At 54.6% G+C, this 13,650-nt stretch carries 15 protein-coding genes; 10 read left to right on the forward strand and 5 right to left on the reverse strand.

The window, feature by feature from the left end:
• Positions 1-5: 5 nt before the first annotated feature.
• The 3 genes from QZL66_RS03380 to QZL66_RS03390 are packed head-to-tail and all read left to right on the forward strand — an operon-like array spanning position 6 to position 3,728.
• A complete protein-coding gene (locus QZL66_RS03380; RefSeq protein ID WP_022410349.1) occupies positions 6-1,634 on the forward strand; it encodes a DHHW family protein in 1,629 nt (542 codons plus the stop codon).
• A 13-nt stretch (positions 1,635-1,647) separates the two neighbouring features.
• Complete coding sequence (locus QZL66_RS03385; RefSeq protein ID WP_022410350.1) at positions 1,648-3,450, forward strand: HAD-IIIC family phosphatase; 1,803 nt, start codon at positions 1,648-1,650, stop codon at positions 3,448-3,450.
• Positions 3,447-3,728 (forward strand): acyl carrier protein, encoded by a 282-nt coding sequence (locus QZL66_RS03390; protein WP_022410351.1) that lies wholly within the window; start codon positions 3,447-3,449, stop codon positions 3,726-3,728. The genes QZL66_RS03385 and QZL66_RS03390 overlap by 4 nt, the downstream gene beginning before the upstream one ends.
• Before the next feature lie 258 nt (positions 3,729-3,986).
• Here the strand turns inward: QZL66_RS03390 and QZL66_RS03395 are convergent, their stop codons facing one another.
• Positions 3,987-4,472 carry a YbjN domain-containing protein gene (locus QZL66_RS03395; RefSeq protein ID WP_022410352.1) on the reverse strand — a complete coding sequence of 162 codons (486 nt, stop codon included), beginning with the start codon at positions 4,470-4,472 and terminating at the stop codon, positions 3,987-3,989.
• 322 nt (positions 4,473-4,794) lie between these two features.
• Between QZL66_RS03395 and QZL66_RS03400 the strand changes: the two genes are divergently transcribed.
• Both QZL66_RS03400 and QZL66_RS03405 read left to right on the forward strand, forming a co-directional pair.
• Positions 4,795-5,103 carry a metal-sensing transcriptional repressor gene (locus tag QZL66_RS03400; RefSeq protein WP_022410353.1) on the forward strand — a complete coding sequence of 103 codons (309 nt, stop codon included), beginning with the start codon at positions 4,795-4,797 and terminating at the stop codon, positions 5,101-5,103.
• Between the two features lie 15 nt (positions 5,104-5,118).
• Positions 5,119-7,650 (forward strand): heavy metal translocating P-type ATPase, encoded by a 2,532-nt coding sequence (locus tag QZL66_RS03405; RefSeq protein ID WP_022410354.1) that lies wholly within the window; start codon positions 5,119-5,121, stop codon positions 7,648-7,650.
• Here the strand turns inward: QZL66_RS03405 and QZL66_RS03410 are convergent.
• The gene (locus tag QZL66_RS03410; RefSeq protein WP_293601810.1) at positions 7,642-8,058 is read right to left on the reverse strand and encodes a superoxide dismutase family protein; all 417 of its coding nucleotides are present in this window, start codon (positions 8,056-8,058) and stop codon (positions 7,642-7,644) included. The two genes, QZL66_RS03405 and QZL66_RS03410, sit on opposite strands and share 9 nt — an antisense overlap.
• A gap of 280 nt (positions 8,059-8,338) precedes the next feature.
• Here QZL66_RS03410 and thiS point away from each other — a divergent pair, with 280 nt between their 5' ends.
• From thiS to QZL66_RS03435, 5 genes are read left to right on the forward strand one after another with little or no spacing between them, the layout of a single operon-like run.
• On the forward strand, positions 8,339-8,554 hold the full coding sequence (gene thiS, locus QZL66_RS03415; RefSeq protein WP_022410356.1) for a sulfur carrier protein ThiS: 216 nt from the start codon (positions 8,339-8,341) through the stop codon (positions 8,552-8,554).
• 32 nt (positions 8,555-8,586) lie between these two features.
• Positions 8,587-9,357, forward strand: a complete 771-nt coding sequence (locus QZL66_RS03420; RefSeq protein WP_226943644.1) for a thiazole synthase — start codon at positions 8,587-8,589, stop codon at positions 9,355-9,357.
• A 12-nt stretch (positions 9,358-9,369) separates the two neighbouring features.
• Positions 9,370-10,536 carry a 2-iminoacetate synthase ThiH gene (gene thiH / locus QZL66_RS03425; protein ID WP_022410358.1) on the forward strand — a complete coding sequence of 389 codons (1,167 nt, stop codon included), beginning with the start codon at positions 9,370-9,372 and terminating at the stop codon, positions 10,534-10,536.
• The gene (locus QZL66_RS03430; RefSeq protein WP_022410359.1) at positions 10,533-11,126 is read left to right on the forward strand and encodes a thiamine phosphate synthase; all 594 of its coding nucleotides are present in this window, start codon (positions 10,533-10,535) and stop codon (positions 11,124-11,126) included. Before thiH ends, QZL66_RS03430 begins: the two co-directional genes overlap by 4 nt.
• On the forward strand, positions 11,123-11,821 hold the full coding sequence (locus QZL66_RS03435) for a YczE/YyaS/YitT family protein (RefSeq protein ID WP_022410360.1): 699 nt from the start codon (positions 11,123-11,125) through the stop codon (positions 11,819-11,821). Before QZL66_RS03430 ends, QZL66_RS03435 begins: the two co-directional genes overlap by 4 nt.
• Positions 11,822-11,870: 49 nt before the next feature.
• Here QZL66_RS03435 and QZL66_RS03440 read toward each other — a convergent pair whose 3' ends face one another.
• From QZL66_RS03440 to QZL66_RS03450, 3 genes are all read right to left on the reverse strand, one after another.
• Positions 11,871-12,020: a hypothetical protein gene (locus QZL66_RS03440; protein ID WP_022410361.1), complete on the reverse strand. Its 150-nt coding sequence runs from the start codon at positions 12,018-12,020 to the stop codon at positions 11,871-11,873.
• Entirely contained in the window at positions 12,021-13,322 is a 1,302-nt protein-coding gene (gene clpX / locus QZL66_RS03445) for an ATP-dependent Clp protease ATP-binding subunit ClpX (protein ID WP_022410362.1), read from the reverse strand. It lies immediately after the preceding gene.
• A 13-nt stretch (positions 13,323-13,335) separates the two neighbouring features.
• Positions 13,336-13,650: ATP-dependent Clp protease proteolytic subunit (locus QZL66_RS03450; RefSeq protein ID WP_293601811.1), on the reverse strand; the 315-nt coding region annotated here is incomplete at its 5' end.

Here is a 13,650-nt window from a genome sequence, read left to right on the forward strand (position 1 = left end):
CTGCAATGGAGAAAACACAACAGCCGCAGAAGCCCTCAGAATCCGCAGAATCTGCGGATCTGGACGCTGCACTGGAGGAGAAATTTCAGCAGGTGGAAGAGGATCTGGATCACTTCCGTACCCTGAATGATACGCCCATAGCGGATGCCAAGCCTGCTGCGTCGAAAGAACCCGCAGAAGAGGCTCCGGCGGAAGAACCTGCGGTGGTGCCGGAAGAAGCACCCCCTGCTGTTCCGGCACAGAAAAAAACACCGGAACAGGAGCGTGAAACGGCACGGGAGCGCAAGGCACGCTACAAGCAGCGCCGGCAGATGCTCATTACCACACGCATTGGGGCAGTCCTGCGCACATTCACGCTGAGCGCCATTCTCCTGGGCGGTTCGATTTTCCTGCTGGTCGGTGCACGTCCCACGGAATCCGCCGAGGAAAACCGGAAGCTTGCGGAATTTCCCGCATTTTCCAAGGATACGCTGCTGAACGGCTCCTATACCGCCGATCTTATGAACTATTACGAGGACACCGTTCCCGGCAGAAGCACGTTCAAACGGCTCATCAGTACCATGGAGAGCTACGCCGGATTACAGGGCGAGGAGGATGTCAAGTTCTACGGCGACATCACCCAGCTGAAAAATGCCAAGACGACCACAGCCCCCGCAGAAGATTCTGAACTCGTCAGCAGCGAAACCCTGATCTCTTCTGTTACAGAGAAATCTACCACAACCACTGTCACCACCGAGCCAGAGGCCGACCCTGTGGAGATCGGTGACGGCATTGTGCTGGTGGACAAGCGTGCCATCAGTGTCTACGGCGGAAGCTTCACTCGTGGCGAAGCATATGCTGCCACACTGAACGCCTACCACAAAGAACTGGGAAGCGCTGTCAACGTGTACTCGCTGGTCGCACCCACGGCGGTTTCGTTCTATCTGCCGTCGTCCTACGCCTCCTATACCGCCAGCGAATGGGACAACATCCAGCACATCAACGAAAATCTGGACGGTGTCATCCCTGTCGATGCCTACAGCGCTCTGGAAAAGCACACGGACGAGAACATCTACGCTCGCACCGATCACCACTGGCTGCCGCTAGGGGCATTCTATGCGGCACAGGCGTTTGCGGACACGGCAGACCTCTCATTCCCGCCGCTCTCCGCTTATCAGAGAACCACCCTCTCCGGCTATCTTGGCAGCATGTACACGTTCACCAAGAGCGCTGTTCTGCGGGACAATCCGGAGGACTTCACCTATTATACGCCGAAGAATAAGTTCACAACTCAATATTATGACACGGACTTCACCAACGAGGCGGACGGCGACCTGATGATCTCGCTGGACAATGTGGAACCGGTCAGCTGGTATCTGGTGTTTATGGGCGGCGACGAGAAAATCACCCACGTCAAGACGGACTGCAACAATGCCCGCACGCTGGTCATCGTCAAGGACAGCTACGGCAACGCCCTTGTTCCCTATCTCACCCAGTCTTTTGAGGACATCTACGTCATCGACATGCGCTATTTTGACATCAATGCCGTTTCCTTTATGAAACAGGTCGGCGCAACCGATGTGCTGTTCGCCATGAATACGTTCAGCGCCACCGGTGCAAACAGCGAGTGTCTGGAAACCATTCGCACACAATGAGGAGCATATTTCCATGAAAGAACTAGAATATCCCTTTGACAGCAGCTTTCTGCTGAAAAACCGCCGCAAGATCCGCAGGGCACTTCTGGCCGACGGCACGCCGCGCATGGAAAAGCGCATTGCCATTCTGGGCGGTTCTACCACCAATGACATTGCCTCCATGCTGGAACTGTTCCTGCTTCAGGAGGGCATTGCCCCCGTCTTTTACCAGTCGGAGTACGCCCAGTACTGGCAGGACGCCATGTTCGACAATCCGGAACTGCTGGAATTTCACCCCGACTTGATTTTCATTCACACCACCGTACGCAACATCACCGAAGCGCCCCTGCCGCTCTCCGCAGCGCCGGAAGAGGCGGAGGCTGCGCTGGAACGGCAGATGGCGCACTTCACCCAGATGTGGGAACATCTGGAGCAGACCTATCATTGTCCCATTCTGCAAAACAACTTCGAATTTCCCGCCTACCGGCTGATGGGAAACCGGGAGGCCTGGGACTGCCATGGCATGGTCTGGTTCGTCAACGAGCTGAACCACCGGTTTGCCCAGTATGCCGCCTCGCACACGGACTTCTATCTCCATGATATTCAGTATCTCTCCGCCTGCTACGGACTGGACGCATGGCAGGATTCCACGTACTGGTATCTGTATAAGTATGCTCTGGCGCTTCCGGCAATTCCGGAGTTCGCCTACAGCCTGACCCGCATCATCCGCTCCATCTATGGCAAAAACAAAAAGGTGCTGGCGCTGGATCTGGACAACACCCTGTGGGGCGGTGTCATCGGTGACGACGGACAGGAGGGCATTGAGATTGGACAGGAAACTGCTACAGCAGAGGCGTACACCGAGGTGCAGGAGTACTGCAAGGCGCACAAGCAGCTGGGCGTGCTTCTCACCATCTGCTCCAAAAATGAACCGGAAAATGCCCTGCTGGGACTGGCGCACCCGGACTCTGTGCTGCACGCCGATGACTTCGTTTCCATTCAGGCAAACTGGGAGCCGAAGGATTTGAACCTCTGCAAAACTGCACAGGATCTCTCACTGCTTCCGGAGAGCTTCGTCTTTGTGGACGACAACCCGGCAGAACGGGAGATCGTTTCCGCACAGATTCCCGGCATTGCCGTGCCGGAATTCGACTCCCCCGCCGAGTGCATCCGCATCCTGGACCGTGCCGGTTATTTTGAAACTACAACATTCTCCGCTGCCGACGCCAAGCGCAGCGAGATGTATCAGGCAAACGCCAAGCGGGCACAGCTCCAGCAATCCTATGCCAACTACACCGAATACCTGCTGGGGCTGGAGATGATCGCAGAGATTCAGGACTTTACGCCGGTGGCACTCCCCCGCATCGTCCAGCTCACCAACAAGAGCAACCAGTTCAACCTGACCACACGCCGTTACACCCAGAGCGAAATGGAACAGGTGGCGGAAAGTCCTAATTACATCCGGCTCTACGGCAGACTGCGGGACAAGTTCGGCGACAATGGCATTGTGTCCGTCGTCATCGGCGAGATCTCCGGCGATGCCCTGCACATCGACCTGTGGCTCATGAGCTGCCGTGTTCTGAAGCGGGACATGGAGCTTGCCATGCTGGACGAACTGGTGGAACAGTGCCGGACACGTGGGATTCGCACCATCTATGGCTACTACTACCAGACGGAAAAAAACGCCATGGTGCGGGAGCTATTCGGCACCTTTGGTTTCACCAAAACCGAACAATTCGAAAACGGCGACAGCACATGGATGCTGCCGGTTGCCTCCTATGAAAAACGCAACCACGTCATTCAAATCGAAAAGAGAAAGGAAACCACGGAAAAATGACACACGAAGAAGTTATGGCAAAACTCAACGAGATCTTTCGGGACGTGTTTGATGACGACAGCATCACCGTCACCGAAACTACCACCGCCAACGACATCAAGGCGTGGGACAGTCTGGAACACATCAACCTCATTGAGGCAGTGGAATCGGAATTCAACATGCAGTTCCAGATGCGTGAGGTATCCGGCATGAAAAATGTGGGCGAGATGGCAGACATTGTGACTGCTCGTGCTTCCGAGCCGAAGCCGAAAAAGAAAAAACGTGGCTGGTTCCGCTGAGCCATTACACACAGATAACGAACAAAGACCGTCCCCTGCTTGTCAACAGGGAACGGTCTTTTTTCTGTCATTCACAATTCCGTCAGATGTATTGCGCTTTAGAGTCTGTTCAGTATTTTTTCGTGCGGATTTTCGAGCGTGATTTTGTCGGTGGCAAGGAAAAAATCCGCAGGCATACTGTCGTATGGCAAGGACTTTTGACGCAGTCAACGGCAAAATCTGCCGAAAAGACGTGTGAAAAAGATACCGAACAGGCTCTTAGTCATCATTCTCCATGCACTTCTTGTATGCGCCCTCCGGATCGTCCGAGTAGCCCAGCATCATGGCGATCAGTCCGTCTGCATACTTGTCCAGCATTGCCAGCGAGAGCAGTACAATGTGGTCGAAGTAGTCGTAATCCAGATCGGCACCCTCCGGCACGATGGAGCTGTACTTGAATACTACCTCACCGTCATCCAGATCGAACTCGAAGTTGCCGTAGCGCATGCCATCGTTTACGTAGGCGAGGAACAGAGCCAGATTTCCAAAATTCTTCTTCTTGGCATTGATTCCTCTCACCTTCGTATAGATCGTGAAACCGTTGTCGTGCACCAGTGCAAACAGTCTTGCGCTGGAGATTGCGCAATCGTCGCCCATGCTATAGTTTGCCGACAGCGTGCCACGCTCCTCGTCAAACTCATAGTGTGCGTTGTCATCCTCGAAGTACTGTACCATCTGCGAAGCAATTTCTGTTGAATAAGACATATCTGCCCATCCTCCTTGTAGTGATCGTATTTTTTTGCGTTTGTGACGAAACCACATCTCTGTGTTCCATCTGTTGGAATTATACCATATTCGCCAAAAATAGTCAAGTGCGAAATCTGGTTTTTATTCGCTTTTCTTCCTATTTTTTTGAACTAAACAGATTTTTGCGCCGTCTGCATGAAATATACACCAAATACACATACTATATTCAAAAGCACCCTGTGTAAAAGCACTTGACAAATACCCTATAGGGGTATATAATAGACGAAGAGGCAGCGGTGATTTCGTCTGCCGAATATTCCGAAAAAAGGAGGAACGCAACATGGAACACGAAGAGGGATGTCCCTGCTGTCATAAGACAAAGGAACGCACCGAAGAGGAATACACCAAGCTGATTCACCGCCTCAACCGCATCGAGGGGCAGATTCGCGGCATTCGCGGCATGGTGGAACGCAGCGCATACTGCCCGGATATTCTGGTACAGGTCGCAGCTGTCAATGCAGCGCTGAACGCCTTCAATAAAGAGCTGCTCGCCAACCACATCCGCACCTGTGTGGCAGATGATATCCGTGCCGGAAAGGACGAAGTGATCGATGAGCTGGTGCGAACGCTTCAAAAATTGATGAAGTAAAAGGAGAGATGTTTTGTGGAACAGTATACAGTAACCGGAATGAGCTGTGCTGCATGCAGTAACCGTGTGGAAAAAGCGGTGTCGAAAGTGGAGGGCGTCACTTCCTGCTCTGTCAGCCTGCTCACCAATTCCATGGGTGTGGAGGGCACCGCCCCACCGCAGGCGGTCATTGATGCCGTCAAGGCTGCAGGATACGGCGCCTCCCTGCAAAACGGCAGCGACAGCGGAAAGCAGCAGCGTGCCGACGCAGATGCATTGGAGGATCATGAAACGCCGGTGCTCCGAAAGCGCCTGATCGCCTCTCTGGTTTTTCTGATCGTTCTCATGTACTTCTCCATGGGACACATGATGTGGAACTGGCCGCTTCCGTCCATCTTAGAGGGAAACCATGTGGCAATGGGACTGATTCAGCTGCTCCTGACGGCTGCGGTCATGGTCATCAACCAGAAGTTTTTCATCAGCGGATTCCGTGGTCTACTCCACCGTGCCCCGAACATGGACACACTGGTGGCGCTCGGCTCCGGTGTATCGTTCCTGTACAGCACCTGTGCGCTGTTCGCCATGACGGATGCCCAGGTCAAGGGCGATGCTGACGCCGTCATGCACTACATGCACGAGTTCTACTTTGAATCTGCTGCCATGATTTTGACGCTGATTACCGTGGGCAAAATGCTGGAAACCCGTGCCAAGGGCAAAACCACCAATGCGCTGAAAAGTCTGATGAAGCTTGCCCCCAAAACAGCAGTGCTGCTGCGGAACGGCAAGGAGATCACAGTTCCCATTGAACAGGTCAGGAAAGGCGACCAGTTTGTCGTACGTGCCGGCGAAAACATTCCGGTGGACGGCGTCATTCTGGAGGGTGCCGGCGCCGTGGACGAGTCGGCGCTGACCGGCGAGAGCATTCCGGTGGACAAATCCGAGGGCGATACGGTTTCCGCCGCCACCATCAGCCAGTCCGGTTTTCTGCGCTGTGAGGCGACCCGTGTGGGCGAGGACACCACCCTCTCCCAGATCATCCGTATGGTCAGCGATGCTGCTGCCACCAAAGCCCCCATTGCCAAGATCGCCGACAGGGTTTCCGGCGTTTTTGTGCCCATTGTCATTGGTATCGCTCTAATTACCATGATCGTCTGGCTGCTGACAGGGCAGACTGTGGGATATGCGCTGGCACGCAGCATCTCGGTACTGGTTATCAGCTGTCCCTGCGCCCTCGGTCTGGCGACTCCTGTTGCCATTATGGTTGCCAACGGCGTTGGCGCCAAACATGAGATTCTCTTCAAGACGGCGGAGTCGCTGGAGGAAACCGGCAAGGTACAGATGATCGCACTGGACAAGACCGGCACCATTACACAGGGCACCCCGAAGGTCACCGACCTCCTACCGGCAAACGGCACAACCGAGGAACAGCTTCTTGCGCTGGCGTATGCATTGGAGCGAAAGAGCGAGCATCCGCTGGCAAAGGCAATCCTGCAAAAAGCAGAGGAAGCGCAGCTTCCTGCGGAGGAAGTACAGGAATTTCAGGTGCATGCCGGACACGGACTGTCTGCCGTACAAAACGGCGCAGCACTCTACGGCGGAAATCTCGCTTTCATTCAGTCCTACGCTGCGGTTTCTCCGGAGATGGAACAGGCTGCGGAACAGCTCTCCGAGGACGGAAAAACCCCGCTCTTCTTCTGTCGGGACGGTGTGTTCTCCGGCATCATCGCTGTTGCAGATGTCATCAAGGCGGATAGTCCGCAGGCAGTTCGGGAACTGCAAAATATGGGAATCCATGTGGTTATGCTCACCGGCGACAATACCCGCACTGCCAACGCCATCGGCAAGCAGGTGGGCGTGGATACCGTCATCGCCGGCGTGCTGCCGGACGGCAAGGAAGCCGTCATCCGCAAACTGAAACAGCAGGGCAAGGTGGCAATGGTCGGTGACGGCATCAACGACGCACCGGCTCTGACACAGGCGGACATTGGCATCGCCATCGGTGCCGGAACAGACATCGCCATTGAAGCTGCGGACGTGGTGCTGATGAAGAGCCGGCTCTCCGACGTTCCGGCAGCCATCCGGCTCAGCCGTGCCTGCCTGCGGAATATCCACGAGAACCTGTTCTGGGCGTTTCTCTACAACGTCATCGGCATTCCGCTGGCAGCCGGTGTCTGGATTCCGCTGTTCGGCTGGCAGCTGAACCCCATGTTCGGCGCAGCTGCCATGAGCCTGTCCAGCTTCTGTGTGGTAACCAATGCCCTTCGGCTGAATTGGTTCCGGCTGCACCGCACAGACCGTGACAAGAAACTCAAATTCCACATGCAGCCGATTTTCACACAGGAGGATTCTACCATGAAACTGACACTCAATATCAAAGGTATGATGTGCGGTCACTGCGAGGCAACCGTCAAGAAATGTCTGGAGGCATTTCCGGAAGTGGAACAGGCAGAGGTCAGCCACGAGGCTGGCACCGCCGTTGTGTCCCTGAATCAGGAGATCGACTCCGCCAAGCTGAAAGAAGCCGTGGAGAAGCAAGGCTACAAAGTGACCGGTGAAATCCTAGGCTAAAATTGTCCCGCAGGCAATGCGTGCGCCGGCATTTCCGGCAGGCTGGGTGCGGTAGTCATCCGGATCAGCGTGAATGATGACCGTCTTTCCCACCGCCTGTGCCGGAGAAAACCGGTTGGTATACACGGCAAACCACGCATAGCCGTCATTGCTCAGCAGCGCCGGAAGATCGCCGGTGTGCTGCGGATGTTCGGCCGGCTGGAGTTCCCAGTGACCGCCGGCATCGGCAAATGCATCCTGTGCCGTTTCGGTACAGGACGCACCGCTGTGGATGTGCATGGCGAATATGCCGTGCGCCGACGGAAGCTGATACAGCTCCGCCACCACCAGCGAACCGCCACAGGCACGGTAAAAGGAAACTGTGCCGTGAATCTCCGGATGCTGCGGTGACCCGTGCATCATTGCCATGCTACATGGATTTCCCAGAAGAATTTTTCGATTGACTGCGTGCAAAAATACTCCCCCTTTCCGGTATCTCTGCATTCTATGCGGAGGATTCCCGAAATGTGCCTGTTTTCTTTCCAAGGAAAACAACCGTCAAAAGCGTGGAAAACGAACTTGACAGGGAGCGAAAAATGTGGTATACTAGCTGTAGTGAATCGAATACGTTGAAAAATGGGGTGCACCACCACGGGTGCAGCCCATTTTCTGTATTTAGGATTCCATTTTTTGGAAAAGGAGGACGCATATGCGAGTCAACGGAAAGGAAATACCGCTGAAAAAGCCCCAGACGCTGCAGGAATTTCTGCTGGAGCAGGGGTATCGGCTTGCACTCATTGCAGTGGAACACAACGATGTGATCGTTCCCAAGGCGGATTATGCTACCGTTCTGCTCAGCGACAGCGATGTCATCGAGGTCGTTTCCTTTATGGGCGGCGGATGCGAAACCGTTTGCAAAATCTGATAAGATAAGGAAAGGTGTTTGTTATGGAAACCATGGAAAAGGATACGTTGATCTTGGGCGGGAAGGAATTCCACTCCCGCTTTATTCTCGGCTCCGGCAAGTTCTCGCTTCAGCTGATTCGGGACGTGATGCAGTACGGCGGCAGTGAGATCGCCACCATTGCGCTGCGCCGTGCCAATGCGGACAGTCCGGAGAACATTCTGGACTTTCTGCCGGAACATCTGACCCTGCTCCCCAACACCTCCGGCGCAAGAAACGCTGAGGAGGCAGTGCGCATTGCACGTCTGTCACGGGAGCTGGGCTGCGGTGACTTCGTCAAGATCGAGGTCATTCCGGATGCCAAGTACCTGCTGCCGGATAATGCGGAGACCATTCGTGCCACAGAAATTCTGGCAAAGGAGGGCTTCCATGTGCTCCCCTATATGTATCCGGATCTGATCGCAGCACGCCGTCTGGCAGATGCCGGTGCTGCTGCCATCATGCCGCTGGGTGCGCCCATCGGCAGCAACAAGGGACTGCGTACCAAAGACTTCATCCAGATTCTCATCGACGAGATCGACCTGCCGGTCATTGTCGACGCCGGCATTGGTGCGCCCTCTCAGGCGTGCGAGGCGATGGAGATGGGCGCTGCTGCCGTCATGGCAAACACCGCCGTGGCAACTGCGGACAACTGTCCCATGATGGCACACGCATTCAAACTCGCCATCGAGGCTGGCCGTGCTGCATATCTGGCAAAGCTGGGACGTGTTCTGGAATCTGGCGCAGAGGCATCCAGTCCCCTCACCGGCTTCTTACAGGATTAAGGAGGGGTTCCCATGCGTAAAATTTATGATCCCATGGAATTTCAGCCGGGCATGGAACAGATCGACTCCGACATCTTCTCCCGTGTCATTCAGGCGAGAAAACAGTATCAGCCGGAGGACTACACCGCTGCACAGGTGAAAGCGGCACTGCGCAAGGAGAATCTGTCTTTCGAGGACTTTGCGGCGCTGCTCTCTCCGGCAGCCCAGCCGTTTCTGGAACAGATGGCACAGCGTGCCAAGGCAGAGCGGGAGAAGCACTTCGGCAACAACGTGCTGATTTTCACACCGCTGTACATCTCCAACTATTGCGAAAACCAGTGCGTCTACTGCGGATTCAACTGCAAGAATGCCATCACCCGCTGCAAGCTGAACGCTGAGGAAATCGAATCCGAGATGAAAAACATCGCCTCCACCGGCATGCGGGAGATTCTGCTGCTCACCGGAGAGAGCCGCAGCGTTTCCGGACCGGAGTACATCGCTGAGGCAGTACGAATCGCCAAGAAATACTTCTCCACCATCGGACTGGAAGTCTATCCCATGAACTCTGACGAGTACGCCATGCTGCGGAACTGCGGTGCCGATTTCGTCACGGTCTTTCAGGAAACCTACGATCTGGAGCGGTACGGCGAAATGCACCTCGCCGGTGCAAAGCGCTGTTTCCCCTACCGTGTCTGTGCGCAGGAGCGTGCTCTCATGGGCGGTATGCGTGGTGTCGGATTCGGCGTACTGCTGGGACTGGCGGACTTCCGAAAGGACATGTTCGCTGCCGGTGTCCACGCTGCGCTGCTGCAAAAGAAATATCCGCAGGGAGAGATGGCACTCTCTTTCCCCCGTCTGCGTCCTTATAAGAACCACGAGGAGACCAACCCCAACGATGTTCACGAGACACAGCTGCTGCAAATGATGCTGGCATGCCGAATCTTCCTGCCGTTTGCAAGCTTTACCATCTCCACACGGGAACGTGCCGGCTTCCGTGACCATGTGCTTCCGCTGGCTGCCACCAAGATTTCCGCCGGCGTCAATGTGGGAATCGGCGGACACAACGAAGAGCACAAACAGAAGGGGGACGCACAGTTCGAGATCTCTGACCCACGTTCTCTGGCGGAAATTCATCAGGCAATTCTGGATCAGGGCATGCAGCCGGTCTACACCGACTACATCAACACCAACACCTTATGAAGCTGATCTGCGTCACAAACCGCCTGCTCTGTGAGGAGGACTTTCTGCACCGCATCCGGCGCATTGCATCCAGCGGCGTGGATGCTATTCTGCTGCGGGAGAAAGATCTTCCGGAGGCAGCATACCGCCGGCTGGCACAGCAATGCCTTGAAATCTGCCGTAATACTGCCACACCGCTCTGGCTGAACACGTTTGTAGAAACTGCCGTACAGCTCCAGCTTCCCGTTCAGCTTCCCATCCCCGTTCTCAAAACACTCTCCCAAGAAACACAACATCTGCTTCCCGCCATCGGGGTATCCGTCCACTGCCCGCAGGATGCTGCGCTTGCAGCGTCCTATGGGGCAAGCTGGCTCATCGCCGGACACGTCTATCCCACTGCATGCAAGCTTGGCCTGCCGCCCCGTGGAATCCCATTTATCCGCCAAATCTGTGAAACTGTTTCCATTCCGGTCTATGCCATTGGCGGTATTACCGCCGACAAACAGAATACCCTGCGTCTGGCAGGTGCTGAGGGCTGCTGCGTGATGTCCCACTGGATGCAGTGCCCGAATCCGGAGGCAGAAATACAGAAATGGAGGAACTGCCATTGAAGCAGCACAAACACATTAACCCGTTTGCACAGGACATCATTCAACGCTATCTTCTCTTTATCATCGGATTATTTTTCAGCGCTATGGGCGTTGCCATCACCAAAAAGGGGGAGCTCGGCGTGTCGCCCATCTCCTCTGTGGCAAATGTCATGAGCATTCGCCTGCCGCAGCTGTCGCTGGGTTACTGGCTCATCATCTGGAACTGCGCCCTGATTCTGGGACAAATTCTCCTGCTGCGCCAAAAGTTCCAGTGGATACAGCTGCTGCAAGTCCCGCTGTCCTTTTTGTTCGGCTGGTTCACGGACTTCGGTGTCTGGCTGATTTCATTCTTTACTCCGACCAAATACTGGATGCAGATTTGTCTTGTCATCGCAGGCACAATTGTGCTGGGCTTCGGCATTTCCCTTGCAGTCATTGCCAACGTCATTTTAAACTCCGGCGAAGCGTTCGTCAAAGCGCTCTCCGACACCATCCACAAGGAATTCGGCAACGTCAAAGTATTTTTTGATGTCAGCTGTGTGGGAATCGCCGTTCTGCTGTCTTTCCTGTTTTTCCACAAGCTGGTGGGCACCAGAGAGGGCACGATTTTCGCCGCACTCTGTACCGGATTCGTGGTCAAGTTTTTCAACCGCTTGCTGAAAAAACCGCTGGAAACATTTCTGGTGAAATCCATTGAGCCGGATATGAAAAAATAAAACACAACAGCACCTGCCTCGGAAGCTCCGAAACAGGTGCTGTTTTTTGTTATGCGTTTTCCGTGGAGGAATCCTCCGCTTGTTCCGCTTTCAATTCCTCGGTATATGCGTCGATAAGCGCAATGGCGTGCTCCGTTTCTCCGCACTCCAGCAGAATCTTCAGGGAATCCAGCATAAACTGCACGTTCTTGTCGTCCATTTAAGCGTGCACCTCAGCCGGCGGTACGTTCTCGATTTCGTTGCCCTGTGCATCGTAGAACTTCGGCCGTGCCGTTCCATTGACGCAGTCCGCATCGACCACGATTTTCTTGACGTGTTCCACTGACGGTGTGGTATACATGGTGTCCATGAGGGTTGCCTCCATGATGGAGCGCAGACCACGGGCACCTGTCTTTCTGGCGATTGCCTCCTTTGCCACTGCAGTGAGGGCATCCGGTGTCATCTCCAGTTCGATCTCGTCGAAGTCGAACAGCTTCTGATACTGCTTGACCAGCGCATTCTTCGGTTCAGTCAGAATCCGAATCAGCGCCTCCTCGTCCAGATCGTCCAGCGTTGTGATAACCGGCAGTCTGCCCACCAGCTCCGGAACCAGTCCGAACTTGACCAGATCCTGCGGTGTCACCTGACGGAAAATATTGACCAAATCCTTCTTCTGCTGTGCGATAGGCGCATCAAAGCCCAGCGATGCCGGCGCCATGCGCTTCTGGATCAGCTTTTCCAAGCCATCAAACGCACCGCCGCAGATGAACAGGATGTTATGGGTATCCACATGGATAAATTCCTGATTCGGATGCTTTCTGCCGCCCTGCGGAGGTACGTTGGAAACAGTACCCTCGATGATCTTCAGCAGTGCCTGCTGCACGCCCTCACCGCTGACATCTCTGGTCAGGGAGACGTTCTCCGACTTTCGGGAGATCTTGTCAATCTCATCGATGTAGATAATGCCACGCTCAGCGGCTTCCACATCGAAATCCGCTGCCTGAAGCAGACGCTGAAGCACGTTCTCCACATCGTCGCCCACATAACCAGCCTCTGTGATGGTTGTTGCATCGGCAATGGCAAAAGGCACATCCAGAATCTTCGCCAGTGTCTGTGCCAGATAGGTTTTCCCCACACCGGTGGGACCCAGCAGCAGCACGTTGCTCTTTTGCAGCTCTACCTCACGTGCATCCTTCTCCTTCGACTGATTCAGGATACGCTTATAGTGGTTGTACACGGATACGGACAGGGTGATTTTTGCCATATCCTGTCCCACCACATACTCGTCCAGAATCTTCTTGATCTCCGCCGGCTTCAGCAGGTGGATCTCTTCCGATGCGCCGGACTTCTCTTTCTTTTTCTTTGCGGCAGCATCTGCCGGATTGACGGGACCATAGAGCATCTCATAGCAATAGGTCACGCACTCGCTGCAAATGTTAACACCTGCCGCAGAGATCATTCCCTCCACCAGATGATCCGGTTTCCCGCAGAAATTACAGCGTTTTTCCTTTTTTTCGTCCATTTTGCACCCCTTTTTACCGATGTGCGATTACCTTATCAATGAGGCCATATTCCTTTGCCTCTGCTGCGTACATATAGTTATCACGCTCGGTATCACGCTCGATGACTTCCAGCGGCTTGCCGGTATTGGCAGCCAGAATCTCGTTCATCTTGCTGCGGACACGAACCAGATGGTCAGAAGCAATCTTGATGTCAGTGCACTGGCCAGACAGTCCGCCGGAAATCAGCGGCTGGTGAATCATAATCTCGCTGTTGGGCAAAGCGATACGCTTGCCTTTAGCACCGGAGGACAGCAGGAATGCACCCATGGAAGCTGCCATACCAATGCA

The sequence above is a fragment of the Ruminococcus sp. CAG:330 genome (assembly GCF_000437175.1).
In the GTDB taxonomy this organism is placed as follows: Bacteria; Bacillota; Clostridia; order Oscillospirales; family Ruminococcaceae; genus Ruminococcus_C.

Bases quoted from the DNA above. Each gene is read 5' to 3' on its own strand.
- QZL66_RS03380 (WP_022410349.1), top strand. From the start codon at position 6: ATGGAGAAAACACAACAGCCGCAGAAGCCCTCAGAATCCGCAGAATCT.
- QZL66_RS03385 (WP_022410350.1), top strand. From the start codon at position 1,648: ATGAAAGAACTAGAATATCCCTTTGACAGCAGCTTTCTGCTGAAAAAC.
- QZL66_RS03390 (WP_022410351.1), top strand. From the start codon at position 3,447: ATGACACACGAAGAAGTTATGGCAAAACTCAACGAGATCTTTCGGGAC.
- QZL66_RS03395 (WP_022410352.1), bottom strand. From the start codon at position 4,472: ATGTCTTATTCAACAGAAATTGCTTCGCAGATGGTACAGTACTTCGAG.
- QZL66_RS03400 (WP_022410353.1), top strand. From the start codon at position 4,795: ATGGAACACGAAGAGGGATGTCCCTGCTGTCATAAGACAAAGGAACGC.
- QZL66_RS03410 (WP_293601810.1), bottom strand. From the start codon at position 8,058: ATGGCAATGATGCACGGGTCACCGCAGCATCCGGAGATTCACGGCACA.
- thiS (WP_022410356.1), top strand. From the start codon at position 8,339: ATGCGAGTCAACGGAAAGGAAATACCGCTGAAAAAGCCCCAGACGCTG.
- QZL66_RS03420 (WP_226943644.1), top strand. From the start codon at position 8,587: ATGGAAAAGGATACGTTGATCTTGGGCGGGAAGGAATTCCACTCCCGC.
- thiH (WP_022410358.1), top strand. From the start codon at position 9,370: ATGCGTAAAATTTATGATCCCATGGAATTTCAGCCGGGCATGGAACAG.
- QZL66_RS03430 (WP_022410359.1), top strand. From the start codon at position 10,533: ATGAAGCTGATCTGCGTCACAAACCGCCTGCTCTGTGAGGAGGACTTT.
- QZL66_RS03440 (WP_022410361.1), bottom strand. From the start codon at position 12,020: ATGGACGACAAGAACGTGCAGTTTATGCTGGATTCCCTGAAGATTCTG.
- clpX (WP_022410362.1), bottom strand. From the start codon at position 13,322: ATGGACGAAAAAAAGGAAAAACGCTGTAATTTCTGCGGGAAACCGGAT.